The organism is Rhodococcus sp. PSi06 (assembly GCF_054960675.1).
Genome location: NZ_JBHNYO010000005.1, coordinates 78771 through 103611, shown reverse-complemented (window position 1 = coordinate 103611; position 24841 = coordinate 78771). Strand labels below are relative to the sequence as shown.

22 protein-coding genes are annotated in these 24841 nt (G+C 64.7%); 2 read left to right on the top strand and 20 right to left on the bottom strand.

The window, feature by feature from the left end; genetic code table 11:
• Positions 1-17: 17 nt before the first annotated feature.
• From ACFI9K_RS08585 to ACFI9K_RS08555, 7 genes are all read right to left on the bottom strand, one after another.
• Positions 18-362: a histone-like nucleoid-structuring protein Lsr2 gene (locus tag ACFI9K_RS08585; protein ID WP_283275546.1), complete on the bottom strand. Its 345-nt coding sequence runs from the start codon at positions 360-362 to the stop codon at positions 18-20.
• Positions 363-793: 431 nt separating this feature from the next.
• The gene (locus ACFI9K_RS08580) at positions 794-1099 is read right to left on the bottom strand and encodes a DUF2469 domain-containing protein (RefSeq protein ID WP_008717288.1); all 306 of its coding nucleotides are present in this window, start codon (positions 1097-1099) and stop codon (positions 794-796) included.
• A gap of 37 nt (positions 1100-1136) precedes the next feature.
• Complete coding sequence (locus ACFI9K_RS08575) at positions 1137-1895, bottom strand: ribonuclease HII (protein WP_462663097.1); 759 nt, start codon at positions 1893-1895, stop codon at positions 1137-1139.
• Positions 1892-2668 carry a signal peptidase I gene (lepB, locus tag ACFI9K_RS08570; RefSeq protein WP_462663096.1) on the bottom strand — a complete coding sequence of 259 codons (777 nt, stop codon included), beginning with the start codon at positions 2666-2668 and terminating at the stop codon, positions 1892-1894. Before lepB ends, ACFI9K_RS08575 begins: the two co-directional genes overlap by 4 nt.
• A 183-nt stretch (positions 2669-2851) precedes the next feature.
• The gene (rplS, locus tag ACFI9K_RS08565; RefSeq protein ID WP_032378188.1) at positions 2852-3193 is read right to left on the bottom strand and encodes a 50S ribosomal protein L19; all 342 of its coding nucleotides are present in this window, start codon (positions 3191-3193) and stop codon (positions 2852-2854) included.
• A 138-nt stretch (positions 3194-3331) separates the two neighbouring features.
• Positions 3332-4180: a hypothetical protein gene (locus ACFI9K_RS08560; protein WP_462663239.1), complete on the bottom strand. Its 849-nt coding sequence runs from the start codon at positions 4178-4180 to the stop codon at positions 3332-3334.
• A 97-nt stretch (positions 4181-4277) separates the two neighbouring features.
• Positions 4278-6626 (bottom strand): Tex family protein, encoded by a 2349-nt coding sequence (locus ACFI9K_RS08555; RefSeq protein ID WP_462663095.1) that lies wholly within the window; start codon positions 6624-6626, stop codon positions 4278-4280.
• A 68-nt stretch (positions 6627-6694) separates the two neighbouring features.
• Here ACFI9K_RS08555 and ACFI9K_RS08550 point away from each other — a divergent pair, with 68 nt between their 5' ends.
• Positions 6695-7651 carry a serine hydrolase gene (locus ACFI9K_RS08550; RefSeq protein WP_462663094.1) on the top strand — a complete coding sequence of 319 codons (957 nt, stop codon included), beginning with the start codon at positions 6695-6697 and terminating at the stop codon, positions 7649-7651.
• A 5-nt stretch (positions 7652-7656) separates the two neighbouring features.
• On the opposite strand, the gene trmD is transcribed toward ACFI9K_RS08550, so the two are convergent.
• From trmD to ftsY, 12 genes are all read right to left on the bottom strand, one after another.
• Entirely contained in the window at positions 7657-8337 is a 681-nt protein-coding gene (gene trmD / locus ACFI9K_RS08545) for a tRNA (guanosine(37)-N1)-methyltransferase TrmD (protein ID WP_462663093.1), read from the bottom strand.
• Positions 8338-8340: 3 nt separating this feature from the next.
• Complete coding sequence (gene rimM, locus ACFI9K_RS08540; RefSeq protein ID WP_222093151.1) at positions 8341-8883, bottom strand: ribosome maturation factor RimM; 543 nt, start codon at positions 8881-8883, stop codon at positions 8341-8343.
• Positions 8884-8898: 15 nt separating this feature from the next.
• Positions 8899-9141 carry an RNA-binding protein gene (locus ACFI9K_RS08535; RefSeq protein WP_008717313.1) on the bottom strand — a complete coding sequence of 81 codons (243 nt, stop codon included), beginning with the start codon at positions 9139-9141 and terminating at the stop codon, positions 8899-8901.
• On the bottom strand, positions 9138-9617 hold the full coding sequence (rpsP, locus tag ACFI9K_RS08530) for a 30S ribosomal protein S16 (protein WP_032366399.1): 480 nt from the start codon (positions 9615-9617) through the stop codon (positions 9138-9140). Before rpsP ends, ACFI9K_RS08535 begins: the two co-directional genes overlap by 4 nt.
• Positions 9618-9803: 186 nt before the next feature.
• Positions 9804-10634, bottom strand: coding sequence for a lysostaphin resistance A-like protein (locus ACFI9K_RS08525; protein WP_462663092.1), 831 nt, complete (start codon positions 10632-10634; stop codon positions 9804-9806).
• Positions 10634-11737 carry an amidohydrolase family protein gene (locus tag ACFI9K_RS08520; protein WP_462663091.1) on the bottom strand — a complete coding sequence of 368 codons (1104 nt, stop codon included), beginning with the start codon at positions 11735-11737 and terminating at the stop codon, positions 10634-10636. Before ACFI9K_RS08520 ends, ACFI9K_RS08525 begins: the two co-directional genes overlap by 1 nt.
• An 18-nt stretch (positions 11738-11755) precedes the next feature.
• Positions 11756-13315, bottom strand: a complete 1560-nt coding sequence (gene ffh / locus ACFI9K_RS08515) for a signal recognition particle protein (RefSeq protein WP_462663090.1) — start codon at positions 13313-13315, stop codon at positions 11756-11758.
• A 153-nt stretch (positions 13316-13468) separates the two neighbouring features.
• Positions 13469-14305 carry a M23 family metallopeptidase gene (locus ACFI9K_RS08510; protein ID WP_462663238.1) on the bottom strand — a complete coding sequence of 279 codons (837 nt, stop codon included), beginning with the start codon at positions 14303-14305 and terminating at the stop codon, positions 13469-13471.
• A gap of 319 nt (positions 14306-14624) precedes the next feature.
• A complete protein-coding gene (locus tag ACFI9K_RS08505) occupies positions 14625-17156 on the bottom strand; it encodes a [protein-PII] uridylyltransferase (protein WP_462663089.1) in 2532 nt (843 codons plus the stop codon).
• Entirely contained in the window at positions 17146-17484 is a 339-nt protein-coding gene (locus tag ACFI9K_RS08500; protein ID WP_019664269.1) for a P-II family nitrogen regulator, read from the bottom strand. Before ACFI9K_RS08500 ends, ACFI9K_RS08505 begins: the two co-directional genes overlap by 11 nt.
• Positions 17485-17556: 72 nt before the next feature.
• The gene (locus ACFI9K_RS08495) at positions 17557-18846 is read right to left on the bottom strand and encodes an ammonium transporter (protein WP_462663237.1); all 1290 of its coding nucleotides are present in this window, start codon (positions 18844-18846) and stop codon (positions 17557-17559) included.
• A gap of 201 nt (positions 18847-19047) precedes the next feature.
• On the bottom strand, positions 19048-20421 hold the full coding sequence (gene ftsY / locus ACFI9K_RS08490; protein WP_462663088.1) for a signal recognition particle-docking protein FtsY: 1374 nt from the start codon (positions 20419-20421) through the stop codon (positions 19048-19050).
• Positions 20422-20523: 102 nt separating this feature from the next.
• Between ftsY and ACFI9K_RS08485 the strand changes: the two genes are divergently transcribed.
• Positions 20524-21156 carry an MSMEG_1061 family FMN-dependent PPOX-type flavoprotein gene (locus ACFI9K_RS08485; RefSeq protein WP_462663087.1) on the top strand — a complete coding sequence of 211 codons (633 nt, stop codon included), beginning with the start codon at positions 20524-20526 and terminating at the stop codon, positions 21154-21156.
• Positions 21157-21171: 15 nt separating this feature from the next.
• Here ACFI9K_RS08485 and smc read toward each other — a convergent pair whose 3' ends face one another.
• Entirely contained in the window at positions 21172-24825 is a 3654-nt protein-coding gene (gene smc, locus ACFI9K_RS08480) for a chromosome segregation protein SMC (RefSeq protein ID WP_462663086.1), read from the bottom strand.
• Between the last annotated feature and the right edge of the window lie 16 nt (positions 24826-24841).

Here is a 24841-nt window from a genome sequence, read left to right as displayed (position 1 = left end):
CGGTGCTTCGGAGTCGATCAGTGAGCAGCTTCGTATGCCGCTTGCACGTCCTGGCTGATGCGGCCGCGCGCACTGACCTCATGGCCGTTCTCGCGTGCCCATGCTCTGATGTCCTGGAGATCGACCTTGCCACGAACAGGTGCCGGAGCGGCACCGCCCTTACGGGTGCGGCGGCCGGAGACCTTCTCGGCGTGCTCGATCCAGAATGCCAACTGTTCGTGCAATTCGTTCGCATGTTTGAGATTCAAATCGATGCGGTACTGGTTTCCACCGATGCCGAATTCGATGGATTCACCTTGGCCATCTTTGATGACCGATCCATCGACATCGTCGATCATCTGCACAAGCGTCTTGCGTGCCATCTCGTACCTCTTACACGTCTGGGGGATGTGATATTCAAGTTCTACCACCCATTCTCGTACCTGCGCAAAGAACTGCAGGTGTTACGCCACGTGTCGAATCGGTGAATATCCGGTCGGAAATTGCGACATATTTCGAGGAATTGGTTCTCGAAATCGAATATCCCTGTTGCGCAGTATTTTTCGAGACCGGGGGTCACTACGCCGGTGATCGTCGCTGGCCATCCCCCGCTGTCGACTATCGAAAACAGGACAGGCGGAACCATTTGGTCGGCTGTCCAATTTCTCACCGAAGGTCGATCGTCACGAAAGATCACAACTCGGTCCGGTGACCGTCGGGCTCGGCAGCCGGTCGGTCCGCGGCCCGCTGCCCACGACTCGCCACTGAGCCGTATTGTCAGTGCCTGCTCACTGCGACGTACCGGCGAAGCGAGCTATTCCGGAAGTCGGAGGTCTGGTTTGTCCAGCTCTTCGATGTTGACGTCTTTGAACGTGATCACTCGGACGTGCTTGACGAAACGAGCGGGGCGATACATGTCCCACACCCATGAATCCGACATTCGTAATTCGAAGTAGATTTCACCGTCGGCGTTGTGCGGAATGAGTTCGACGGAGTTCGCCAGATAGAATCGACGTTCGGTTTCGACCACGTAGTTGAACTGACCTACGATGTCCCGATACTCGCGATACAGCGAGAGTTCCATCTCGGTTTCGTACTTTTCGAGATCTTCGGCACTCATCGGTCTCTTTCATCCTCCAGTCGGGCGTGAAAATTAATCATCGCGTACCCGCGTCGCGGCAGTCCATTCGCCCCACAGCGTCGTCATCGCGAATGGCACCCGCAGCCGCCGCAGCGACGTTCGCGTACGACATCCGATGTTCGCTACTGGGGCCGAGAGCGATCATGGCGGCCGCATGGGCCCGCGTGCTGTAGCCCTTGTGTACGGCGAATCCGTAGCCTGGTATCTCGTCGTCCATCCGCACCATCAGCCGGTCACGCGACACCTTCGCCAACACGCTCGCAGCGGCGATGCACGCGGCGGTGGCGTCGCCACCGATCACCGGGAGCGATGGAACCGGAAGTCCGGGCACCCTGAAGCCGTCGGTGAGTACGTACCCCGGTGTCACCGCAAGACCGGCGACTGCGCGACGCATGCCCTCGATGTTCGCCACGTGCACGCCGATGCGATCGACCTCGGCAGCGTCGATGAACACCACGCTCCATGCCAGCGCGAGCTTCTGGATCTTGGGAAACAGTTCCTCGCGTCGGCGCTCGGTCAACTTCTTCGAGTCGTCCAGATCTGCCAGAGCGGCATGAGCCCTGGCACCGAGTACGCATGCCGCGACGGTCAAGGGACCGGCACATGCGCCCCTACCCGCTTCGTCCACACCCGCCACCGGTCCGAGGCCGCCACGTTCCAGGGCCGACTCCATCGTCCGCAAACCCGCGGCGCGCCGGATGACCGGACGCGGTGGCCAGGACGACCTCGTCAGAGTCGCTCGTGCACGTGGCACGCGACGGGGGGCCGCCGTCATCGACCTTGGATGTCGGGGGAATCCAGAAGGCCGGTCCGCGACGGTGGTAGCGCGATGAAGACGGCCTTGCCGATCACGTTGTCGAGCGGAACTGTGCCGGTGAATTCGTCGGTGATGTGATAACGGGAGTCTCGTGAGTTGCTTCGGTTGTCCCCCATCACCCAGATGTTTCCTTCCGGAACGGTGACGGGGTCGAAGCATCGTCCCGACTTCAGCTCGGTATCGCACGTCATCGTGCCCGGTGCGAACGGGAAGTCCATCTGGATGTACGGCTCGTCCAGGGGCTGCCCGTCGACGAGCACTCGACCCTGCTCGTCACAGCATTCGACGGTCTGACCTCCGGTGGCAATGACGCGTTTGACCAGATCGTTCTCGTCCGGGGCGACCACACCGATCAGTGAGCCGACCTCCTGAGCCCCGCGGATGACCGAGTTGTCGGAGCGCTGCGAGACGAATTCGTCGTTCCACGAATCCGGACCACGAAAGACGACGATGTCGCCGGGCTTCGGGTCGCCGAAGCGATAGCCGATCTTTTCGACCACGATCCGGTCGCCGGTACAACCCGCGCAACCGTGCAAAGTCGGTTCCATCGATTCGGACGGGATCAGGTACACCCGAGCGACGAACGTCTGGAGGAGAAAACTCAACACCAGCGCTACCAGAATGAGAATCGGGAGCTCTCGCCAGAACGATCGGGGCTTGCGTTCCCGACGCTTGTTCTGCGAAGACTCGTCGTCGGGTTCATCGGTCTGATCCTGCGGGGACTGCGTCACGACAACAGGTTAGCCGGAACGCTCGTCTGTACGGCCGGACGGTCTGTGCACCGGCGTTTCTCGGCGGAGCGTGCCGTAGAAGCTGCACGGCGGACGGACGCAAATGGGCACAAACGCGTCATGCCGCGCCACCCGAAAGGGCGACGCGGCATGACGAAGAAGTGTGAAGCCGGGCGGAACCGGTCAGCGCTTTTCCTTGATCTTGGCAGCCTTGCCACGCAGATCGCGGAGGTAGTAGAGCTTGGCGCGACGGACATCGCCTCGGGTGAGCACCTCGAACTGCGCGATGTTGGGGCTGTGCACCGGGAAGGTGCGCTCGACGCCGACACCGAACGAGACCTTACGAACCGTGAACGTTTCGCGAACGCCACCGCCCTGACGCCGGATGACGACGCCCTTGAAGATCTGAATACGCTCTTTCGAGCCTTCGATGACCTTGACATGCACGTTCAGTGTGTCGCCGGGGCGGAAATCGGGGATGTCGCCACGCAGCGACTGATTGTCGAGAAAGTCCAGAGTGTTCATCGGTTGTGCCATCCTTGCGTTCTGCGCATGAGTAGAGGAACCGAGCGGCTCGCTGACTGTGCGGCTCGACTGGTTCGTACTCCGAGTGAGGTCCGTGCCTGCTAGAGGCAACCCGACCATTGTGCCAGACCGTGATGCCTACGACGAAATCGACTCCGCGCGGGCCGGTACGGCGTGGCCCGAAACCGGTGCCGGCACGACTATCCGTGCCAACTCGTCCTCGGTGGCCTCCCGTGCGTGCACGATGCTGGGCTTGCCCGCGATCGCGTCCTGCAAGTAGATCTTGGCTCTGATGAGCGGTCTTCGCCACCGCTTCTCGCGCCGGAGTGCACGCACCATCTTTTTCGGCCTGCTCGTGTAGCGCCACCGCGCCCACGGCGCGCTCGGCCTGCTCAAGCGGATGGCCGCCAGCACGAGTATCGGGAGCACGAACAGCCCTATCAACCCGGTCCAGATCTTTCCCTTGAGCAGGACGATCACGCACATCGCCAGGTTGATCAACGCCAGGACTGCCAGCGCGCTGCGCACCCACGGATCGGGGTCGGCCCGGAAGTCTGCCGGACTCAGCAACTCCAGCGGATGAAAGCCGAGCAGCAGCAGACCGGTGAACGCGAGGGCCGCGAACACCGCATCGACCGACGTACGGCCCTGTTCGGACCAGTAGACGTCGCGTAGATAGAAGATGAGCGCGAACTCGTCGAGGACGAGCGCGGCACCGATTCCGAAGACCGCCGCCAGGACCGCACCGATCGTCTGCGATCCGTCGACGTACACCGCGATCAGACCGATTCCGGCCAGCAACATCAACACGATCCCGAACACGACGTGATGTATGTGTTGCCCGCCGGGAGTGACGTTGCCGGGCCACCACTTCACGTCTGCGCGGATCATCCTGACGCTGAGACGGATCAGCAGGAATCCCAGCAGCAGTCCCAGTAGAAAGCACAACAGAGGCAGGCGGCCGTGGTCGATGACACCGTGCTGCAACCACCTCACGTGTCTCACGTCCCTTCTGCCGGCGACCCGGAGTCCACACTATTCGTGATTCGCGCCACTCCGGACGGCATCGACGATCGAGCAGTCGCTATTTTCCGAATCCTGCCTTCCTCAGCGCGTCGGCCATCGAACCGGCCGCCGGTGCGGCCTGCTGGCTGCCGCCGCGGCGCTCACGCTGGGGACGAGCGTCCCGTCCCCGATTGCCCTGGTCGGCGCCTGCGGTGCGCCCCTGGCCCCGTGGTCGGTCTCCCTGTTGTCCACGTGGGGCGTCCTTTCCGGCGGCGGCCCCGGGTTCGTCGTCCAGTCGCAGACTCAACCCGATGCGCTGGCGAGGCAAGTCGACCTCCATGACCTTGACGCGAACGACGTCACCGGACTTGACGACCTCGCGCGGATCCTTGACGAAATTGTGCGACATCGCAGACACGTGAACGAGACCGTCCTGATGCACGCCGACATCGACGAAAGCACCGAACGCCGCCACGTTGGTCACGACACCTTCGAGAGTCATCCCCGGCTTCAGGTCGGCCACCTTCTCGATACCCGCTGCGAACGTGGCCGTCTTGAACTCCGGACGTGGGTCGCGGCCCGGTTTCTCCAACTCGGAAATGATGTCGGTGACAGTGGGCAGACCGAATCGTTCGTCGACGAATTCCGCGGGGTCGAGGCGACGCAGGAGGGTCGTGTTACCCACCACGTCACGTACGCCGACGCCGGCCTTGCCGACGATGCGGCGCACGACGGGGTACGCCTCCGGGTGCACGCTGGAACGGTCGAGTGGATCCTCGCCGCCCGAGATGCGCAGGAACCCGGCGCACTGCTCGAAAGCCTTGGGGCCCAATCGGGGTACGTCTTTGAGTGTGCTGCGGCTGGCGAAAGGGCCGTTCTGGTCACGATGCGCCACGATGCTCTCGGCGAGGGAACCGGCGATACCCGAGACTCTCGACAGCAGAGGGACCGACGCCGTGTTGACATCGACACCGACTGCGTTCACCGCGTCCTCGACGACGGCGCCGAGAGAACGAGCGAGCAAGGTCTCCGAGATGTCGTGCTGGTACTGCCCCACGCCGATGGACTTCGGGTCGATCTTCACCAGCTCGGCCAACGGATCCTGCAACCTGCGAGCAATCGAGACTGCTCCACGAATCGAGACGTCGAGCTCGGGCAGCTCGCTCGAGGCGTATGCGGACGCCGAGTACACCGACGCTCCGGCCTCGGAGACCACGACCTTCGTCAAGTTCGCCGCGGGGAACTTTGCGATCAATTCTGCTGCCAGAGAATCGGTTTCGCGTGACGCCGTACCGTTTCCGATGGCGATGAGCTCCACCTTGTGCTTGGCCGCGAGCCCTGCGAGTGTGGCGACGGCCTGGTCCCACCTACCCTGCGGCTTGTGGGGATAGATCGTGTCGTGATCGACGACCTTTCCGGTGGCGTCGACAATCGCGACCTTGGTGCCGGTACGGAAGCCCGGGTCCAGACCCATGGTGGTGCGGTTTCCGGCAGGGGCGGCCAGCAGGAGGTCCTTGAGGTTGCTCGCGAAGACGTCCACGGCGTCCTTTTCGGCCGACTGTCGTAGTCGCATACGGGTATCGAGCGACACGGTGACCAACATCTTGGTGCGCCACGCCCATCGGACGGTATCGAGCAGCCACTTGTCGGCGGGTCGTCCGCGATCGGCGATCCCGAACTTCGAGGCGATCCGGCCCTCGTAGACGCTCGGCACCCCGGGCGTCGGCTCGTCGCGCTCCGGCTCGAACCCGAGCGAGAGAACTTCTTCCTTCTCGCCTCTCAGAGTGGCCAGGATGCGATGCGAGGGCAGGCTGGTGAACGGTTCGGAGAACTCGAAGTAATCCGAGAACTTCGCACCTTCCTCCTCCTTGCCCTTGCGGACCGAGGCTACGAGTTTGCCGGAGGTCCACATCAGTTCGCGCAGCTCACCCACCAAATCGGCATCCTCGGCGAAGCGTTCCACCAGAATCGCCCGCGCACCGTCGAGCTGCTCCTGATCGAACCGGGCCGGATCGGTGGACGGATCGGTGAACAGTGCGTCGGCGACGGGTTCGTGGCCCGCTTCGCGTGCGATCTGGGCCTTCGTTCGACGCTTGGGCTTGAACGGCAGGTAGATGTCCTCGATACGGGCCTTCGTCTCGGCCAGCATCAGTGATTGCTCGAGGGCGTCGTCGAGTTTGCCCTGTGAACGAATCGACTCGATGACGGCGTCCCGGCGTTCGTCGAGCTCGCGCAGGTACCGCAGCCGCTCGTCGAGCTGACGCAATTGCGCGTCGTCGAGGGTGCCGGTGACTTCTTTGCGGTAGCGCGCGATGAACGGCACCGTCGAGCCGCCGTCGAGCAGTTCTACGGCGGCACGAACCTGTTCCTCACGAACGTCGAGTTCTTCGGCTATGCGCTTGTTCACAGATTTCAGAGCAGTGGTCACGGCGATGGACCCTACCGCTACTGTGAGACAGGTCGGTCAGCGGTTCAACGTGTGGGAGAGATGCGCTCATGGTCAGGGTCTCGCACATCCTGGCCGCTGTCTGCGCGTCCCTGCTGATCGCCGCCGGTTGTTCGGTTCCGCCGGACGATCAACTCGGTGACTCCGACGCCAAGGCCACTGCCGACACTTCTGCGTCGCCTTTTCCCGACATGCAGAAGGTCGACGGCGTTGCGCTCGAGGCCAGGATCCCCATGGCGATCGCATCCGCGCAGGCGCGTGGCGCAGACGTCGACTTCGCGCTACTGGACCGGGAGACCGGGGCCTACTACAGCAGCAACGCCGACGTTCAGGTCGAAACCGCCTCGGTCTCCAAGCTCTTCATCGCCGACGAAGTGATGTTTCGTGCACAGTCGGAGAACCGGGCCGTCTCGCCCGACGAACTGGCCACCATGACCGACATGCTGGAGCGCTCCGACGACAATGCCGCGTACACCCTGTGGTACCGGTACGGCTCCTCCGGGATCGTCGATGCGGTCGTTGCCCGGTACGGCTTGACGAGCACCACGCCACCGGGCGACGACCAGTGGTACAACACCGAGACCACACCGAGCGATCTGGTCGGCTACTACGCGGGTCTGCTCAACGGCAGCGGTGGGCTCACGACGGCCTCGACCGACGTCATCGTCGGCATGCTGCGGCGTTCGGCACCGATTGCCGCGGACGGTTACAAACAGCACTTCGGCATAGTCGACGGCCTACCGGGCGAGAGCGTGCGCGCCGTCAAACAGGGCTGGATGTGCTGTGTGTCGGACCGGTGGGTGCATTTGTCGACCGGCACCATCGGAGTCGACAACCGCTACGTGTTGGCACTCACGTCGCGAGAAGACATCTTCTACTCCGACGACATGGAAAGTTACCCCGATACCGCGGTGGTGGATGTCAGCGACGACGCCAGTGCGTTGCATGCCCGAGACACCCTCACCGGATTCGTCTCGATGCTGTTTCCGGGCGGAACCATCAGCTGAATTGCTCAGTCGCCGAGCAAATCCGGGCGACGCTCGGCGGTTCGTGTCAACGACTGCGCACGACGCCAAGCCGCGATCTTCGCGTGATCACCCGACAGAAGTACATCGGGAACGTCGAGTTCCCGCCACCGTGCGGGGCGGGTGTAGCTCGGCCCCTCGAGCAGACCGTCGGAGAACGAATCCTCTTGGTGCGACTGTTGATTGCCGAGCACTCCGGGCATCAGTCGCACCACGGCCTCGGCCATCACCAGAACGGCCGCCTCACCACCGATGAGGACGTAGTCGCCGATGCTGACTTCCTCGACTCGCACTCGGCGGGCCGCATCATCGAACACCCGCTGATCGATGCCCTCGTACCGACCGCACGCGAACACCAGATGCTTCTCGGTCGACCATCGTTCGGCGGTGCGCTGAGTGAACGGTACTCCAGCGGGAGTGGGAACCACCAAGAGCGATTCCTCGGTCAGAACGTGGTCCAGGGCGTCGCCCCACACGGTGGGTTTCATGACCATTCCCGGTCCCCCACCGTACGGCGAATCGTCGACAGCCTTGTGGACGTCATGGGTCCACGACCTCAGATCGTGGACCTCGACCGAGACCAGACCACGGTCGATTGCCTTGCCCAGCAACGCAGTTCGCAGTGGAGTCAGGTACTCCGGGAAGATGGTCACGACGTCGAGGCGCACCGTCTACTCCGGATCCAGCAGGCCCTCGGGCGGGTCGATCTCGATCGTCTTGTCGGCCAACGACACCGAGGTCACGATCGCAGCCACGAAGGGCACCAGGATTTCCGCGCGAGCGGCGGCGTCCGCATTGTCGGCAGGGGTGATGGACAGCAACTCGCCCGCAGCCGAATGCAGAACCTCGCGGACAGTTCCGACGGTCGAGCCATCGGCCAGCTTCACCGTCAGGCCTTCGAGTTCGTGATCGTAGAACTCGTCCGGGTCGTCCGACGGTGGCAGATCGGTGGATTCGACGACGAACAGTGTTCCGCGAAGTTGGTCGGCTGCCGTCTTGTCGTCGATTCCGTTCAAACGCAGCAGAAGCCGCCCGGAATGTTCCCGGACGGCGTCCACCGTGTACGTGGCCGGCGTTGCGGTCGATCGCGGCTTGCGGCCGCGAAGAACGGTGCCGGCGGCGAAGCGGTCGTCGGGGTCGTCTGTGCGAACCTCGACGACAACTTCGCCTTTGATGCCGTGCGACTTGGCAACACGGCCGATGACGAGCTCCATGATCGGTAGGTCGACCTAGTGGTCCGTGTCGACCACGTCGACACGGATGCCGCGACCACCGATACCCGAAACGAGTGTGCGCAGGGCAGTCGCAGTGCGACCGCCGCGCCCGATCACTTTGCCCAGATCGTCAGGGTGCACGTGAACTTCCACGGTACGACCGCGACGGCCGGTGATCATCTCGACTCGAACGTCATCGGGATTGGCGACGATGCCGCGAACGAGATGTTCGACGGCATCGGCGACAACGGCACTCACTTCTCAGCAGCCTCGGCGGCCGGCGCGTCTGCCGTCTCGGTTGCTGCAGCGTCGGTGGTCTCTGCGGCGGCCGAATCGTCGGACTTCGGAGCCTTCTTCTTCTTGGCGGTGGTGGCCTCACCCTGCGGCTCGGAATCGGCCTGTGCCAGCGCGGCGTTGAACAGGTCGAGCTTCGACGGCTTCGGCTCGGCAACGCGCAGGGTTCCCTCGGTTCCGGGCAGACCCTTGAACTTCTGCCAGTCGCCGGTGATCTTCAGCAGGGCCTCGACGGGCTCGGTCGGCTGCGCGCCGACTCCCAGCCAGTACTGCGCACGCTCGGAGTTGATCTCGATGACGCTGGGGTCCTGCTTGGGCTCGTACGTGCCGATGGTCTCGATCGCACGGCCGTTACGGCGAGTGCGGGCGTCGGAGATGACGACGCGGTAGTGCGGGGTGCGGATCTTGCCGATACGCATGAGCTTGATCTTGACAGCCATGTTCTGGTGAAGCCTCTCGAAAATTGGTCACGGCGCAATTCAGCGGTTCGCACGGCATGCGGACCCGGTTTTGCGTTGAAGGTTGTTGTGACCGCCGCTCGGTACGTGACCGGATGACGGGCGAACAGCTGTTGATTGTGCCAGACGAGCCACGGAATCCGTGAATTGCCCTGCACAGCGGCTCGGTCACGCCAGCAGAACGACCAGTGCCGGCAGAGTGTTGTTCATCGAGTGCGCCGTGGTCGACGCCACGACCGAGCCGGATCGCATTCTGGCGATGCCGATTGCCAGCCCGCCCCACAGCAAGATCACGAAGCGCCACCATTCGCGGTGCCAGATCGCGAACACCACCGCGGTGATCACCAGTACCACCCATCGATTTCCCAGCCATGCCATCGGCATCGGGCGGGTGCGCTTCTCGAGCGCACCCCACAGCATGCCTCGAAACATCAACTCCTCGCAGATCGGTGCGCCGATCCAGATCCACACGGCCAGAACGACTTTCCAGCTCATTGCGGTGTCCGTCACGCCGCCCAGCGGATTCTGGTCGTCGAACTCGAGCCTCGACAGCAGAACGAGGGCGAGCAGTAGACCGCCCACCACCGCCACACCACCCCACGCCAACCCGGATCTGACCTGTCCGAGCAGTTCGGAACTGGATCTGGGGAGACCGAAATCCACGACGGGGCCGTTGCCGCGAGCCACCGAGATGGCCAACGCCGATCCCGCGGCAAGCAGGCTGGGAATCATGATGCCCACGACGAACAGTGCCGAGGTCTCGGACGTCACGACCAGTCCGAGTAGCAGGAAGCCCGCCAGGTTGAGGCCCAGAACGAGTGCCGCCGCGGGTAGTCCCCATCGCTGGCCGTGTCGACGCTGCGCAGCGGCCTGTTCGGCTCGCCAGTAGGTCTCGGACAAGCCCGAACCCTGCTGCTGCACGTGATTCATCGGTGCCATGCCGGCCCAACTCGGACGGTTCGGATCGACGTGCCCGCCGCCGATGGAGGGATCGGTCATCACCGAGTCTCCGATCTGTTCGTCGGCCGGGCTCCGCGGTCGGTCACGCGGCCGCGCAGGATGACCAGATCCGGGTTGGACAGGACATCCGGTCCGCTACGTGGATCCTCGGAATAGACGACGAGATCTGCGGGTGCGCCGTGCTCGAGGCCCGGTCGTCCCAGCCAGGACCGCGCGTCCCAGCAGGCAGCGCCGAGGGCGTCCGTCGGGGAGAGTCCGACGCGCGCGAGCGACGCGACCTCGTCGGCGATGCGGCCGTGTGCGATCGAACCACCGGCATCGGTTCCCGCGTAGATGGAAATCCCGGCATCGTGAGCTCGTCCGACGGTATCGGCGACGCGCGCGTGCAGCGCACGCATGTGCCGGGCGTAGTCCGGATAGCGCGTGGCGGAGTCGGCAATTCCGGGGAACGTCTCGATGTTGATCAGAGTCGGCACCAGTGCGGTTCGGTGCTCGACCATCATTTCGATGGTCTCGTCGGTCAGGCCGGTGCCGTGTTCGATGCAGTCGATTCCTGCCGCAATGAGTCCGGGCAAGGCGTCTTCGCCGAATACATGGGCGGTCACGCGTGCGCCCTCGGCGTGAGCAGCGGCGATCGCGTCGACGAGGATCGATTCGTTCCACAGCGGTCGAAGGTCGCCGACCGACCGGTCGATCCAATCGCCGACGAGTTTGACCCAGCCGTCACCGAATCGAGCCTGCTGGGCGACTGCTTCGGGGAGCTGCGACTCGTCCTCGATATCGATTGCCAGACCCGGTATGTACCGCTTGGGCGACGCGATGTGTCGGCCCGCTCTGATGATGCGTGGCAGGTCGTCGCGTTCGTCCAACTCGCGGGTGTCCACCGGGGATCCGGCGTCGCGAAGCAGCAGCGCGCCGACGCTGCGCTCGGTTTCGGCCTGCGAGATCGATCCCGCCGGATCGGTGTGTCCTCCGCCGTACTCGATCCCCACATGACAGTGGGCATCGACGAGACCCGGCAGAATCCAGCCACCGTCGTGCACGAAATCCGCGCCGGCAATCGGTTCCACGGACAGGACGCCGTGATCGATCCACAGATCTATCTCGGACCCGTCCGGCAGTCCGCGGCCCCGTACCCGCATCGCCGACACGTGCGGCGCTTACTTCTTCGGCAGTTTCAGCTGGGAGAGATCGATGCCTTCGAGCCCCGGTGGCAACTGGTCGAGACCCTTGGGCATGGACGACAGATCGGGCATCCCGGCAGGCATCCCGGCAGGCATACCGGGGAACCCACCGCGGATCTTCGGCTGTGTGGGTCCGCGAGCACCCTTCTTGCCCTTCTTGCCTTTCTTGTTGTTGCGCACCTGCTTTCGCGCGCCCGGCATGCCCATCCGACCGGCCATGGCCGACATCATCTTGCGGGCCTCGAAGAACCGATCGACCAGCTGATTGACGTCGGACACCTTGACGCCGGAGCCGTTCGCGATGCGCAGCCGACGCGACGCGTTGATGATCTTGGGGTCGGTCCGCTCCTGCGGCGTCATGCCCCGAATGATGGCCTGTACTCGATCGAGTTGCTTCTCGTCGACGTTGGCCAACTCTTTCATCTGGCCTGCGCCGGGCAGCATGCCCAACAGATTCCCGATGGGACCCATCTTGCGGACAGCCATCATCTGCTCGAGGAAGTCGTCGAGCGTGAGCTGGCCGGATCCGATCTTGTTTGCGGTCGCCTCTGCCTGCTCCGCGTCGAAGTGCTGCTCTGCCTGTTCGATGAGGCTCAGTACGTCACCCATACCGAGGATGCGGCTCGCCATACGGTCGGGATGGAAGACGTCGAAATCTTCGAGTTTCTCACCGGTCGAGGCGAACATGATGGGCTGCCCGGTGACCTCGCGGACACTCAGTGCCGCGCCGCCGCGGGCGTCGCCGTCGAGCTTGGTGAGCACCACGCCGGTGAAGCCGACTCCGTCACGGAACGCCTCGGCGGTACTGACGGCATCCTGACCGACCATGGCGTCGAGAACGAACAGTGTTTCGTCGGGCTCCACCGCGTCGCGGATCCCGGCGGCCTGGCTCATCAGTTCGGTGTCGATGCCGAGGCGGCCGGCGGTGTCGACGATGACGACGTCGTACTGCTTGCTCCGGGCCTCGGCGATTCCGGCTCGCGCCACCTCGACGGGATCCGCGGCAGACACGCCGAGTGCATTCTCGCCGCCGCCGATGGACGTTCCCGGATGGGGCGCGAACACGGCCGCACCGGCGCGTTCGCCCACGATCTGCAGCTGGCTGACGGCACCGGGTCGCTGCAGGTCGCAGGCGACGAGAAGCGGGGTGTGCCCCTGGCCTTTGAGCCACTTGGCGAGCTTGCCCGCCAAGGTGGTCTTACCGGAACCCTGCAGGCCGGCCAAAATGATGACGGTGGGCGGATTCTTGGCGAAGACCAGTCGGCGCGTTTCGCCGCCCAGGATTCCGACCAGTTCCTCGTTGACGATCTTGACTACCTGCTGGGCCGGGTTCAGCGCACCCGACACCTCCGCACCCTTGGCACGAACCTTGATGCGGTTGATGAATTCCCGCACGACGGGCAACGCCACGTCTGCCTCGAGCAGGGCCAATCGGATCTCACGGGCTGTGGCGTCGATATCCGCACCGGACAGTCGACCCTTACCACGCAGGTCCTTGAGAGTCCCGGCCAATCTGTCGGAAAGGGATTCGAACACCGATTGCACTCCTGAGCTAGCCGATCACCGAAAACGAGCCGAGTCCGGCACTGTCACCAGACCGAGTCCGGCGTTGCCACCAGACTAACGCCAGACCACTTTATCCTCGCTCGGGGCGTCGGGCAGTGAGTCCACTCGGTGCGGTGCGGTCGTTCAAGCCTTGCTCGCGGAATCGCTCCATGTCACGGCCACACCGCGGGTGGAGAGCCACTGTGCGGGATCGACCTTCACGCCGGCAGGATCGTGCACCTCGAAGTGCAGATGCGGACCGGTGGATTGGCCCCGATTGCCCACCGTGGCAATCTGCTCGCCTGCCGACACGCGCTGGCCCGGGTGTACGGAGAAATCGTTGACGTGACCGTAGATGGTCTCGGTGCCGTCGTCGTGCAGCACCGTCACCCAGAGACCGAACCCAGCCGCCGGCCCAGCGTCCGACACCGTGCCGTCGGCTGCGGCGTAGATGGGCGTTCCGATCGGGGCGGCGATGTCCAGGCCGCTGTGCTGGGTGCCCCAGCGCGAACCGAAGTTCGACGTCAGCACTCCGGCCACGGGCTGGACCGTCGACTTCTTCAGTGAACGCAGACTCTCGAGCGGCGACGTCGGCCCGGCGCCCGTTCCACCGAGTCCGACGTCGCCCAGCCACTGCTGAGCCGCCGCGTCGACCTCGGGACCGAGAGCAGCGAGAGGTCCCGATACCTGCGCAGTGGTGTCGGACGGAACTGCAGAAAGATCGGGCTGGGGGGCGGGAGCCAGCTCCGGTGCGGCCTGCGGCGGGGCACCGAGAGGCGGCGCGAACTGCGGCATCTCGAACTGTGGCATCTCGAACTGCGGTGGCATGAACTGCGGCAGCTCGAACCCGGCAGGCAACAGACCGTCCGGAACGGCGAAGGGGAATCCGGCCGTGGGCGGTTCCGGAACGGGAGCCGCGCCTGCCGTACCGGCGCCCATCGTCGTCGCACCGACGACGATCGCACCCGTCGCGGCAACGATGGTGGCCGCACGCCGGCCGGTGTCCTGAACTTCCTCTGCGGCGCGATGCTTACCGCTCCGCGTACCCGATGCCGTGTCGGCGGGTACGTAGATGTTCGACCGTCGGTGTGATCCCACAGTGCGTGCCTCTCGAAATGTCAGAACAGGAGCCTGCACGAGCGAAGAGATGTTCGTGCAGCGGAGCCGGCAGTTCGGCCCGAGGGCCTGCTGCGTCAGGTGACGAACATAACAAATAGGTATCGGGAGTAAACCCATCGGCCGGAAGTTGGTGAAATGTCACCATGCATGTCGGTTCTCTAACCAGCTTCCGACCGGCGGGTCAGGTGCCCTCTGGCTTTTCCGGGGGTTTGGGTGGTTCCGGAGACGGCACCACAGCGAGAAGTGCGCGCTCGAGGTCCTCGCGTACCGCTCGGCTGTCTGCTCCCGCCAAATCGATGCAGAAGGAATCGACCACCGAGCTGCCCAGTGTCGAGACTCGAGCCCAGCGGATATCGGATCCGTGCGCTTCGATGGCACCGGCAAGTCGGCAGAGGAGGCCGAGCCGATCCTCCGCTCGCAGTTCGAGTACCACCTGACCCGGTTCGTGGTCGTCGAACCACAGCACCCGAGGCGGGGCCTGGGCGTAGAGAACCGGCACCGCCGAATCCTCGCCGTCGTCTTCGACGGTCTCGGCTCTGGCGTCGCGTTCCTTGGCATCGAGTACCGCGACCAGGTCGAGCTCTCCGGCCTGAGCGCGAATGATCTCCTGCCGAAGCAGCCCGGCCTGCGGCGGGGCTCCGAACAACGGTGCGACGTCGAACGAGTTGATCGCCGACCCATCGTGACTGCCGAGCGAGGCGGACAGCACGCGCAGCGAGTGCAGGGCCAGAACGCCGGCGGCGTCGGAGAGCAGCCCCGGGGTATCCGGGGCGACGACCGTGACCACGAAAGTGTGGAGCCCGTCGGTGGGAGCGATATCGACGTGCACACCTCCACGTGCCGCGAGTTCGAGGTGGGCCGGGTCGAGTGGGTCCGGGGTCGGTAGCGACTCCCCCGCCATCACCAACCGACAACGTCGCACGAGCTCGCGTATGAGCGATGCCTTCCAGTCTCCCCAGACTCCGGGACCTGTGGCGAGCGAATCCGCTTCGGCGAGAGCATGAAGCAGCTCGAGCAGGATGGTGTCCGCACCGAGCGCGTCCACGACGGTTTGCACGGTCGCCGGGTCGTCGAGGTCGCGACGCGTGGCGGTCTCCGGCAACAGCAGGTGATATCGCACCATCGACGTCAGCAGCGCTACGTCGGACGGCCACAGTCCGAGCCTGTTACCGATCTGGATCGCAAGATCCGCACCGACGACGCTGTGGTCTCCGCCGCGACCCTTGCCGATGTCGTGAATCAGCGCGCCGAGTACCAGCAGATCGGGGCGCGCCACTCGAGTGGTCAATGCGCTTGCGTAAGCGGCTGTTTCGACCAGATGTCGATCGACCGTCCAGGTGTGGACTGCATCTCGGGGCGGTAGGTCACGCACTGCACCCCACTCCGGAATGAGCCTGCCCCACAACCCTGTTCGATCCAGAGCCTCGATTGCCGCGATGGCTTTTCGGCCCGATCCGAGCAACACGAGCAGATCGTTCAGAGCTTCCTTGGGCCAAGGCTCACGGAGTTCGGGTGCGCTGTCGGACAACCGGTTGAGTGTCGATGCCGACATCGGCATGCCGGTCTGCGCCGATGCCGCAGCCACGCGCATGATCAGGCCCGGGTCCTTGTTCGGCCGCGCATCACGCGCGAGCACCACCTCACCGGCGTGCTCGACGACCCCCTCGTCCAACGGACGACGGACCGGCACTCGACGCAGACGCGAAAGTCCTTTCCTCGGCAGGGAATTACCGGCTGTACGCAATCCCACGTCGACGGAGTAGCTGATGGTGCGGGCCGAATCGCTCAGCACACGAGCAAGATCGAAGCGATCTCCGATGCGCAGCGCGGCACCGATTTCATCGGCGTCCTGCGCGCGTAATTGATCCCGCGCTCGACCCGCGACGCGGTGCAGTTCGGTTCGGACGTCCAGTAGTCGTCCGTGCGCGAACGCCAAACCACCGCCGGGCGATTCGGGTCCGAGACCGGGCATCCCGTCGGTGAGTTGGGCAATGGCGAGCGCGTCGAGGAGCTGGACGTCCCGCAATCCGCCGCGACCACTCTTCAGATCGGGCTCGGCGCGGTGTGCGATTTCTCCGCTGCGTGTCCACCGACCGCGGGTCTGCTCGATCAGCTCGTCGAAGCGTCCGCGAATTCCGTTGCGCCACTGGCGACGTACGCCGCCGATGAGTAGATTGCTCAATTCGACGTCACCGGCGATGTGGCGAGCTTCCAGCATTCCGAGCGATGCCGTCATGTCGGCCGCGGCCACCTGGAGAGCCTGGGGCACCGTGCGCACGCTGTGATCGAGCTTGATGTGGGCGTCCCACAGCGGATACCAGAGCTTGTCTGCGACGTCGGACACGATTCTCGGTTCCAGATCGTCGTGCAGGAGTATCAGATCGAGGTCCGAGTAGGGCAGCAGCTCGCGGCGCGCCAGACCGCCGACTGCGACGATGGCGAAGCCCGAGTCCGGTTTGATACCGAGCTCGGCACCTTTGGTGGTCAGCCAGAACTCGTGAAGATCGACCAGAGCCTGCCTCAGCGACGGAGCATCGAGACGACGATTGCGCGTGCCGCCGTCGAGTAGTTGTTTCCTGGCGCGCGCGAGATCTGCTGCAGCATCGCTCGTGCTCTTCGACGCGGAGCCCGTGGAGACCGAAGGCCCCGATCCTGACGCTTTCGCGCCAGAACCGGGGCCCCCGGCCCGAGACCCTTTGGGGTCAGAGTGCATCGGCGCCACGTTCTCCGGTGCGGACCCGGATGACCGAGTCGACCGGGGAAACCCAGACCTTGCCGTCACCGATCTTGCCGGTACGGGCTGCCTCGACGATGACCTCGACGACCTTCTCGACAGCAGCGTCGTCGACGACTACCTCGACACGCACCTTCGGAACGAAGTCCACCGAGTACTCCGCACCTCGATACACCTCGGTGTGGCCCTTCTGACGGCCGTAACCCTGAACTTCACTGACAGTCATTCCGAGTACGCCGGCCTGCTCCAGCCCCGTCTTGACGTCCTCCAGGGTGAACGGTTTGACGATTGCCGTGATCAGCTTCATTTTTGAATCCCTTCACAAGACCTCGAGTGCCCGTTGTCGGACGGTGCAGCGTTCACGTCTATCTCTACCTTGTCAGGCGAAATCATATGCAGTCTCGGCGTGCTCGGCCTCGTCGATGCCGTTCGCCTCCTCCTCGTCGGTCACACGCCAGCCGAGGGGCTTGAGTGCGAAGGCGATGACAGCGGTGACGATTGCGGTGAAGATCAACGCGAACAGTGCGATGACGATCTGCACGACGAGCTGCTTGTAGTCGCCCCCGTAGAAGAGGCCGGTCTCGGAGCCGAGGAAGCCGATTCCGATGGTTCCCCACAGGCCGGCAACGAGGTGCACGCCCACGACGTCGAGCGAGTCGTCGTAGCCGAACTTGAACTTCAGGCCGACTGCAAGAGCAGAGAGAACACCGGCGATGACGCCGAGGATCATGGCACCGACGGGCGTCAGTGCGCCCGCGGCCGGGGTGATGGCGACCAGACCGGCAACGATGCCCGAGGCGGCACCGAGGCTGGTGGCGTGCCCGTCACGGATGCGCTCGGTGATGAGCCAGCCCGCGATGGCAGCTGCGGTGGCGGCAGTGGTGTTGACCCAGGCCACGCCGGCGATACCGTCGGCCGCGAATGCCGAGCCTGCGTTGAATCCGAACCAACCGAACCAGAGCAGTGCAGCACCGAGCATGACGAACGGCAGGTTGTGCGGGCGGTAGGCGACCTTGCCGAATCCGGCGCGCTTGCCGATGATGATCGCCAGAATCAGGCCGGCGATACCGGCGTTGATGTGCACCACGGTGCCACCCGCGAAGTCGATGGGGGCCACGTTGGCGACAGTGTCACCGTCGTCGTTGACCATCGTTCCGAAAATCTTTGCAGCCAGACCCTTTTCGGACCCGGAGAGCAGTCCGCCGCCCCACACCATGTGGGCCAGCGGGAAGTACGCGAGGGTGACCCAGATGCCGGCGAAGGCGAGCCACGTGCCGTACTTGACTCGGCCGGCGATCGAGCCACTGATCAGCGCGACCGTGATGATCGCGAAGGTGACCTGGAACGCCACGTCGATGATGTTGGCGTATCCCCATGCACCGGCGATGTAGTTGCCGTCGGCACCGGTGATCGAATCCTTGAGTCCGAAGAACTCGAACGGGTTCGCGAAGACCCCGCCGATGTCCTGAGTTCCGTACGACATCGACCAACCCCACAGGAAGTAGATGATCGAGACGACGGCCATTGCTCCGAACGACATCATCATCATGTTCAACACGGACTTCGACTGCGACATACCGCCGTAGAAGAACGCCAAGCCCGGCGTCATCAGCAGTACCAGCGATGCTGCGATCAGCATCCACGCGGCGTTGCCGGAGTTGGCCAACATATCCTCGGGACTCACGTACACCCTCCATTCTCCTGCACACCGGTTGGCGCGCCGTTACGCAAGAAGACTGGTTTCACGAAGTTTCATCCGTGACACTCGGGTGTTTCGGACATGTGAACGCATGACCGGATTCTGTTGCTAAAAGGTTTCGTGCTGGCTTTTGTGCTTTTCACCCGGTCCGTGGGCGACCCGATGAGTCGATCAACCGAGCAGTGCGTCGACGAATGCACCCGGCTCGAACGGAGCCAGATCGTCGGCACCCTCGCCGAGACCGACGAGTTTGACCGGGACTCCCAGTTCTCGCTGAACCTGGAAAACGATGCCGCCTTTGGCAGTTCCGTCGAGCTTGGTCAGCACCACACCGGTGATGTCGACGATCTCGGCGAACACGCGCGCCTGAGTCAGCCCGTTCTGGCCGACTGTCGCGTCCAGCACGAGCAACACGTCGTCGACATGAGCCCGCTTCTCGATGACACGCTTGACCTTGCTCAGCTCGTCCATCAGACCCGACTTCGTGTGCAGCCGACCGGCGGTGTCGACGAGAACCACGTCGACCCCGTTCTCGATTCCCTTGCTCACGGCGTCGAACGCCACAGCGGCCGGGTCTGCGGCCTCCTTGCCACGGACAACCTCGGCACCCACTCTCTCCGCCCAGGTCTGCAACTGATCCGCCGCAGCCGCGCGGAAAGTGTCGGCGGCTCCGAGCAGCACCCTCCGGCCGTCCGCGACCAATACGCGAGCGAGCTTGCCGGTGGTGGTGGTCTTGCCGGTGCCGTTGACTCCGACGACCAGCAACACCGCAGGCGTGCCCTCATGAGGAAGCGCGCGAATCGAGCGATCGAATTCCGGGTGCAGCTGCGCCACCAGAATTTCGCGCAGCAGCGCTCGCGCGTCCGCTTCGGTGCGAATGCTGCGAGCGGCCATCTGCTCGCGCAGGGTGCGCATGATCTCGGCTGTGGTCGCCGAACCGATATCGGCGATCAGCAGGGTGTCCTCGACCTCCTCCCAGGAATCCTCGTCCAGGTCGCCGCCGCCGAGCAGTCCGAGCAAGCTCTTGCCCACCGCGGACTGAGATCGAGCGAGGCGACCACGGAGGCGGTCGAGACGACCCTCGGTGGGATCGATGGTGTCCAGTCGAGGAGCAGGAGCCTCGGCGTCCGGGAGGGGCTCCGGCACTGCGGGCTCGGCGGGCACCGCGGGTTCGACAACCGGTACCTCGGGCTCGACGACCGGAGCCTCGGGCTCGGCGACCGGAGCCTCCGGTTCGACCGTCTCCGGCTCGACCGGGGTGGTCTCGACAGGCTTCTCGATAGGCGGGACGGGCTTCGAGACAGGCGGGACGGGCTTCTGAGCAGGTGGGACGGGCTCGGCGGTCGCGGTCCCCTGACTGAAGGAGAAACCGCTACCAGCGGTGTATCCGCCGGATCTGTCCTTGGTGGCCGCATCCTCGATCCGTGCGGTCTCGTCCGACTTGAGCGAGACTCGCCGTCGACGGGAGAGCACCAGCCCCGCGACGAGAACGACCAGTAGGACTGCGGCGATCGCCGCGACGATGATCCACGCTTGGTTACTCACGCACTCCATCCTGTCAGGCGATCATGTCCGTTCGACACCCGTGGTGCTCTGCCCGAGAAATGCGCTGTCCCCTACCCGAGCCGTGTCGATAGCATCTCCGGCATGGAGTGGACCACGGTGCGCGATGCCGACCGATTGACGGAGATGTTCGGCGAGCCGAGCTTTCGAGCCGCGAACAAGGACCGCGGCACGCTGCACCCGCTGGACGTGCAGTGGCTCGCTGCCTCGCCGTTCTGTCTGATGGGGACCTCGGACGCGAGCGGACGATGTGACGTCTCCCCGAAGGGCGACCCGCCCGGCAGCCTGGTCCACGTCATCGACGACGCCACGATCGCGCTTGCCGAACGGCCCGGCAACCGTCGGATGGACGGGTACCGCAACATTCTCGAGAATCCGTTCGTCGGGCTGAACTTCTTCGTGCCCGGGCGAGGTGACACCCTGCGGATCGCCGGTCGCGCGTCGCTGGTCACCGATGCACCGTTCTTCGACGAATTGCAGGTCAAGGGCCACCGACCGATCATGTGCGTGGTCGTCGACATCGAGCAGGTGTTCCACCACTGCGCCAAGGCATTCATGCGGTCCAAGTTGTGGCAGCCGGAAACGTGGGACGCGGAGTCGATTCCCGACGTCGCATCGTTGACGAAGGCGTTGATCCCCCAGGCTCCCGAGACCGTCGAGGAGCTGCGCGAATACTACGGACCGTCGTACGCCGAGCAGCTCTACCCTCAGCAGTGAGCGCCTGTACCGGTCCTACGAGACCGTGTCCGCCTCGACGACGGGTTCGGTCTCCGGCTCGGCTACATCAACGGCGACTCGTTCTCGGTTCAGTCGCTGCGAGATGACCGTGGTGATGCCGTCTCCGCGCATGCTGACGCCGTACAACGCGTCGGCCACTTCCATCGTCGGCTTCTGGTGCGTGATGACGATCAGCTGCGACTTCTCGCGGAGCTGCTCGAACAGCCCGATCAGTCGACGCAGGTTGGTGTCGTCGAGTGCAGCCTCGACCTCGTCCATGACGTAGAACGGCGACGGCCGAGCGCGGAAGATGGCCACCAGCATGGCCACCGCCGTCAGGGATTTCTCTCCGCCCGAGAGCAGCGACAACCGCTTGACCTTCTTGCCCGGAGGACGCGCCTCCACTTCGATTCCCGTGGTGAGCATGTCCGACGGGTCGGTCAGAATCAGCCGACCTTCGCCGCCGGGAAAGAGTTTGGCGAACACTCCGGTGAATTCTCGTTCGACGTCCAACCAGGCCTCGGTGAAGACCTGCAGAATGCGATCGTCGACGTCGGCGACAACGCCGAGCAGATCCTTTCGCGCCGACTTCACGTCCTCGAGTTGAGTGGACAAGAAGTTGTACCGCTCTTCGAGAGCGGCGAACTCCTCGAGGGCCAACGGGTTCACCTTGCCGAGGGTGGCGAGATCACGTTCGGCGCGCTTGGCCCGCTGCTCCTGGGTGGCGCGGTCGAACGGCATCGGGGCGGGTGCCACCACCTGCTCACCGCGTTCCCTGGCGGCCTCGTACTCTGCCATCTCGAGCTCGGTCGGGGGCAGTGCCACGTCGGGACCGTATTCCGCCACCAGATCGTCGAGGCCGATTCCGTGCTGCTCGAGAATCGTCGTCTCGAGTTGTTCGATGCGCAGCGCAGCCTGCGCGCGGGCGACCTCGTCTCGGTGGACGGCGTCGGTGATCGAGGCGAGCTGACCCTGCAGCGCCCGAACCTGTTCCTTGACTTTGTCGAGTTCGACTGTGCGCGTGCTGCGTTCAGCGGACAGCTCGTCGCGCCGTCGTGCCGCCGCGGCGACGACCGAGGCCAATCGAGAAGCGACCTCCTCGCCCGATTCGCCGACGGCGGCTGCCACTGCGGCTGCGTGCCGCCGGGCCGCGCTCTCGCGTTCGGCTCGCGCCCTGGCCTCCCGTTCGGCCCGGGCCGCCCGACGTAGCGAATCGGCTCGGCCCCGCACCGACTGCGCGCGCTCCTCGGCGGTTCGTACGTTCAGTCGCGCCTCGACCTCCACCGCGCGTACCTCGGTCAGCGCCGCAGCCGCCGTCTCGCGCTCCATCGTGGTGGCCGCGTCACCGTTCTCGCCGTCGCCTGCGAAGCCGCTCTGCTCGTCCTCGGCTGTCCGCAGACTGTCCTCGAGCTCGGCCAGGCGCGCAACCGCGTCTTCGCGACTCGATTCGGCCGAGCTGCGCTGCGTCGTCAATCGCGCTGACTCTGCGTGCGCCGAACGCGCCAACTGCCCCAATCGGCCCAACTGCTCGTACACAGCCGCCATCGCGGCATCGGATTCGTTGAGGGCGGCCAGAGCCTGCTCCGCCGATTCGCGTCGGTCGCGCTGCTCCGCCAACGCTCCCGAGAGCGCGGCGTCGAGTTCCTCTGCGCGGCGCACGGCAGCCGCGAGCTCCACTGTCGACGTGTCGATCGCGGACTGCACCTCGAGGGTGCTCGGTCGACGGTCCGATCCGCCCGTCACCCATCCCGGTTCGACGACGTCACCGTCCTTGGTCACCGCACGCAGGTCGCCGAACTCCGAGACGAGGCGATGTGCAGCATCGAGGGAATCCACGGCCACGACGCCATCGAGCAAGGCACTCATCGCCCCGGCCAGTCGATCCGGATATTCGATCAGGTCCAGGACCCAACGCGCGCCGCTCGGCAATTCTGCGTGGCGAATCGGCTGTGCCGCAACGGTACTGCTGTGCACGATGGCCGCTCGACCACCGTCTGCCGCTCGGAGTGCCAGCACGGCATCGCGCGCGGCGTCGAACGAATCGGCGTGCGCGGCATCGGCCGCGGGCCCCATGGCGACGGCCACCGCGATCTCGTACCCCGGCTCCACCGTGAGATGGGCGGCGAGAAGACCGGACAGACCGTCCTGCTGGTTCTCCACCAGCCACCCGGCACCGTCCTTGCGCTCGAGGCCCATGGTGAGCGCCTCGATCCTGGCCTCGAACGACGCCACCCTCTTCCCCGCGATACGTTCTTCGGCCTGCAGTTCCGACACGCGCGCGTCGGCATGGCGTAGTGCGGCGACAGCTCGCTCGTAATGAGTGTCGAGACTGAGCTCACTGGCGTCGAGGGTGCCGATCTGATCCTGGACGCTCTCGAATTCACGTTGAGCCGACTCGCCGCGCTCTCTGGCCTCGTCGATGGCAACCGACAGCCGCGCTACTTCGGCGTCGATGGACTCGACCTTGGTCCTGAAGGTGTCGACTCGACCGGACAGGCGCGCGAATCCTTCACGCCGGTCGGCCACCGCGCGCACAGCGGCGAGGTGGGCACGCTCGGCGGCTGCGGCAGCGGATTCGCGGTCGGCGAGCTGCTCACGGGCCGCTTCGAGGGTCTCGCGCGCCATCTCGACGGCTTCGACCAGTTCCAATTCCTCCTCGGCGACGCGCTCGGCCTGCGCTTCGAGCTCGTCCGGATCCTGCCCACGCCCGGTGCTCTGGACGGCGTCCAGATGCCGAGCACGTTCGTGCGCGATGCGTACCGTCGCATTCACGCGTTCGGCCAGCGCAGAGAGACGAAACCACGTCTGTCCGGCCGCCTCGGCGCTCGGTGTCAGCCGAGCCACCGCCTGCTCGTGTTCCGCGAGCGCCACGGTGCCGGCTTCCAGGGCATCCTGCACCATCGCATACTGCTCGCGAGCTGCTTCCTCGTCCTGGGTCTGGTTCGCGAATTCTTCCCGTCTGGCCACCAGATCGTCGGCAACCAGTCTCAGCCGGGCATCACGCAGATCCGCCTGCACGGTCTGCGCGCGGCGGGCCACCTCAGCCTGTCGGCCCAGTGGCTTGAGTTGACGGCGAAGTTCGGTGGTCAGGTCCGTCAACCGCGCGAGATTGGCCTGCATCGCGTCGAGCTTGCGGACCGCCTTTTCCTTGCGTTTGCGGTGCTTGAGCACCCCGGCGGCTTCTTCGATGAAGGCCCGTCGATCCTCGGGTCGTGATTCCAGGATCGCCGCCAGCCGCCCCTGCCCGACGATGACGTGCATCTCGCGGCCGATACCGGAGTCGCTGAGCAACTCCTGGACGTCCATCAACCGGCACGAACTGCCGTTGATCTCGTATTCACCGGCACCGTCGCGGAACATGCGTCGGGTGATCGAGACCTCGGAGTAGTCGATCGGAAGTGCACCGTCCGAGTTGTCGATGGTCAAAGTCACCTCGGCGCGACCGAGCGGTGCGCGCCCGGACGTACCCGCGAAAATGACGTCTTCCATCTTTCCACCGCGCAGCGCCTTGGCACCTTGTTCGCCCATCACCCAGGTCAGGGCGTCCACGACGTTGGATTTCCCGGAACCGTTGGGGCCGACCACACAGGTGATCCCGGGCTCGAAACGAAGAGTCGTCGCCGAAGCGAAGGACTTGAAGCCCTTGAGCGTCAGACTCTTGAGATACATAGCGTCCGTACTTTAC